The 3,391-nt window shown below is 61.8% G+C and carries 5 protein-coding genes; 3 read left to right on the top strand and 2 right to left on the bottom strand.

Going from position 1 to position 3,391, the window contains the following annotated elements:
• Both ACYVDE_RS17940 and hppD read right to left on the bottom strand, forming a co-directional pair.
• Window positions 1-645 (bottom strand): hypothetical protein (locus ACYVDE_RS17940; protein WP_460502925.1); only part of this gene is annotated, 645 nt, incomplete at its 3' end.
• Between the two features lie 175 nt (window positions 646-820).
• Entirely contained in the window at window positions 821-1,954 is a 1,134-nt protein-coding gene (gene hppD / locus ACYVDE_RS17935) for a 4-hydroxyphenylpyruvate dioxygenase family protein (RefSeq protein ID WP_460502924.1), read from the bottom strand.
• Window positions 1,955-2,125: 171 nt separating this feature from the next.
• Here hppD and ACYVDE_RS17930 point away from each other — a divergent pair, with 171 nt between their 5' ends.
• From ACYVDE_RS17930 to ACYVDE_RS17920, 3 genes are all read left to right on the top strand, one after another.
• Entirely contained in the window at window positions 2,126-2,512 is a 387-nt protein-coding gene (locus tag ACYVDE_RS17930) for a hypothetical protein (RefSeq protein WP_460502923.1), read from the top strand.
• A 53-nt stretch (window positions 2,513-2,565) separates the two neighbouring features.
• A complete protein-coding gene (locus ACYVDE_RS17925) occupies window positions 2,566-2,961 on the top strand; it encodes a DUF952 domain-containing protein (RefSeq protein ID WP_460502922.1) in 396 nt (131 codons plus the stop codon).
• A gap of 73 nt (window positions 2,962-3,034) precedes the next feature.
• On the top strand, window positions 3,035-3,391 hold a 357-nt coding region (locus ACYVDE_RS17920), incomplete at its 3' end, for a hypothetical protein (protein WP_460502921.1).

The raw sequence follows: 3,391 nt of genomic DNA, 5'->3' as shown, positions 1-3,391 counted from the left end.
CCCGTCGGGGCTCAGCGACGCGGCTGTGACCATACCTTGCGCATCGAGGGTTTCGTGCGGGCGGGCCCGGTAGCGGCCGGGCTGCGTGGGCAGCGTGTAGTGGCGGGTGTGCCCGTCGGCCCAGCGTTTGGTGAACAGGTGCAGCGAATCGTGGGCCACGAAAAAGGCTTCGCAGTCGAAGTTGTGGCGATATACGCCGGGCTCAAAATCCGTCTGCTCGGGGTAGCTGAAGTTGATGGCTTCGGCTGTGGCGGTGGTATCAGTGGGGCCGGGGCGGGGCAGGCGCAGCACGCGCAAGTCGCGCCGCCGCCCGGCATTATTGCCGAAATCGCCAATGTAAAAGTAGCGGCTGTCGGCGGCCAATTCTTCCCAATCGGTATTCGGGAAATTGACGATGCGCACGCGCTGCACCACGTGCCCGCTGGCGGTATCGATGCGGAAAATGCAGGGTGGATTGTCGCCGTCGTTCAGCGTCCAGAGTGCGCCGCCGATGTAGAGTAGGGCCGACGTTTCGGGCACGGCCGCATCGAGCCGGGCCACACGCTTCGGGTGGGCGCGGGCAGGGCGGGCCGCCTCAATGCGCTGCTGGGCTCGGGCGGGTACGGCGGCGAGGAGCAACGTCGGCAGCAGAATGAATCTGAGCATCGGGCAGAGGGACGAGTTCAGGAAGAATAAATGCAAAAAGAACGTCATGCTGAGCGCAGCCGAAGCATCTCTACCGCAGAACTAATCCTTTTAATTGGATTTACTATTGCGGTAGAGATGCTTCGACTCCGCTCTGCATGACGTTCTCGTCAGGCTCAGCTAAATCCAGCGAGCCTTACAAATTCCCGCGCAGCGCCTGCTCGCGCTCGATGCTCTCGAACAGCGCTTTGAAGTTGCCCTTGCCGAAGCTCTTGGCGCCTTTGCGCTGAATGATTTCGTAGAACACCGTCGGGCGGTCCTCCACCGGCTTGGTGAAGATTTGCAGCAGGTAGCCTTCCTCGTCGCGGTCAACGAGCAGGTTCAGGGCTTTCAACGACTCCAGGTCTTCCTCGATGGCGCCGATGCGCTCCAGCAAGTCTTCGTAGTAAGCGTTGGGCACAGTCAGGAACTCCACGCCGCGGCGGCGCAGCTCGGTTACCGTGGCGCGGATGTCGTTGGTGGCGATGGCGATGTGCTGCACGCCGGGCGAGTGGTAGTAGTCGAGGTACTCTTCAATCTGCGACTTTTTCTTGCCTTCGGCGGGCTCGTTGATGGGGAATTTCACGTAGCCGTTGCCGTTCGAAACTACCTTGCTCATCAGGGCCGAATACTCGGTGCTGATGTCCTCGTCGTCGAAGGTGAGCAGCAGTTTGAAGCCCATCACATCTTCGTAAAACTGCACCCACTGGTTCATTTCGCCCCAGCCCACATTGCCCACGCAGTGGTCGACGTGCAGCAGGCCCACCGGCGCGCCCTGTGGCACGCCGCTCGATTTGGCCACGAAGCCGGGCATGAACGGGCCTGAGTAGTTGGTGCGCTCCACGAAAGTGTGGATGCTTTCGCCGTAGGTGTAGATGCCCGAGAGCGTTACGCTGCCGTGCTCATCTTCAATGGTATAGGGCTCGAAGGCCGACTTGGCGCCGCGCTTGGTGGTTTCTTCCCACGACTTGCGGGCGTCGTCGACCCACAGGGCCATCACCTTCACGCCGTCGCCGTGCTGGGCCACGTGGCGCGTAATATCGGAATCGGGCAGGAGGGAGGTGGTGAGCACCAGCCGGATTTTGCCCTGCTGGAGCACGTAGCTGGCGCGGTCGCGCAGGCCGGTTTCGGGGCCGGCGTAGGCCACCAGCTCGAAGCCGAACGCAGCCTGGTAGTAGTAGGCCGACTGCTTGGCGTTGCCGACGTAGAATTCGACAAAGTCGGTGCCTTTGAGGGGGAGGAAGTCCTGGGCGGGTTGGGCCAGCACTTCGGGCGAGGTCATGGTCTGCATAAGCGGGGGTGAAGAAGGGGCTAGTGGGTGGGGGATGTGCCGGTAAAAATACGGGCGCGGACGGGTTCGGGCTACTATTCCACGCCAGCGGCCGCAGCATGATTGCCTAAACGGCGCAGATTTGGCAAATCATTCCCATTTTTGTAGCCAATCATCTGCCTTAGCGCCCCCATGAATACCGAAGAACTAAACCGCGCCCTCGTGGCCCTGATTGAAAAGAAGGCCGAGCTGCACACCCTGAAGTACGACGACGCCCGCTACGACGACGTGGAAGAAGCCCTGCACGACCTCGAAGACGACTTCAACGATGAGTACGGCGACTTCCTCGAAACCGCCCTCGACAAAGTGCACACCGACCTGAAGTCGGATACCGACGTGCTGCTGCCCACCGCCTACCTGCCCACCAGCGCCACTGCCGCCCCCAGTCCCAAGGAAGGCGTCTGGATTGACTCGGAGAAATACCCCGGCAAGGAAGCCCGCCTCACGTTGGTGCCCAACCCCGTGCGCCTGGTACTGACGGTAGGTAAGGCTGTGCAACAGGACCTGTGGAAAGCGTAGATTAAAGGTTGAGTTTTGAGGGTTGAATGTTGAGTTATAAAATTGTAAAACGAATGAACACCTCAACATTCAACCCTCAAAACTCAACCTTTATTTACCGCCTTGCCGAGCCGGCCGACTGGCAGCACGCCCAGCAAACCGGCTTTTTCGCCAGCGCCGACCTCGCGGCCGAAGGCTTTATTCACGCCTCCGAGGCGCACCAGATTCTGGAAACGGCCCGCCGGTACTATACCGGGCGGGCCGATTTGGTTTTGCTGGAGTGGGACGAGGCCGCCCTCACGGCCGCCGGCGTGCGCGTGGAGCGGGAGTGGGTGGCCAGCCGAGGGCAGCATTTTGCCCACGTGTTCGGGCCGGTGCCGCTGGCGGGGGTGCGCCGCGCGTGGCCGTTTGGGACGGATGAGATGGGGGATTTTACGCTGCCGGTGGGTATTTTGGGCGGGCCTGAATAAATTTAGGAATGGATGCAACCGCCGGGCGTCGGCCGGCATCTTGCCCCCAATAGCCTTTCTACTTCTCCTGCTTATGCGTCCTTTCTACGTGCGTTCGCTGCCGCTACTGGCACTCGTGGGGCTGGCCACAGCCTGCGCCCCCACCTACCAGCTGGGCCTGAAACCAGCCCAGGCCACCAATCTCTTCGTGGAAGGCCGCGAGCAGGCTCAGGCCACCGCCGACAGCGTGGAAGTGCGCCTGAGCTTCATCTGCTACGAAGCCAACCGGGTGGTATTTGAGGCCGAATACCGCAACCCCACGCGCCGCGCACTGGTGGTTGAGCCGGCCGCGTTCCATTACGAAGCCAGCCGCCGGGCCGATGCCGGTGTCGACTTCAAGGGCCGCCGCCCCAAGCCGCTGCCCGGCACCGAAGTATCGGCCGCCGTAGCC

It is taken from the genome of Hymenobacter agri, assembly GCF_054778495.1.
The sequence above is the reverse complement of the archived record's forward strand: the minus strand, read 5'-3'. Positions and strand labels throughout refer to the sequence as shown.

Excerpts from the sequence above, each read along its gene's own strand:
- hppD (WP_460502924.1), bottom strand. The coding sequence starts at position 1,954 with ATGCAGACCATGACCTCGCCCGAAGTGCTGGCCCAACCCGCCCAGGAC.
- ACYVDE_RS17930 (WP_460502923.1), top strand. The coding sequence starts at position 2,126 with ATGAATACCGAAGAACTAAACCGCGCCCTCGTGGCCCTGATTGAAAAG.
- ACYVDE_RS17925 (WP_460502922.1), top strand. The coding sequence starts at position 2,566 with ATGAACACCTCAACATTCAACCCTCAAAACTCAACCTTTATTTACCGC.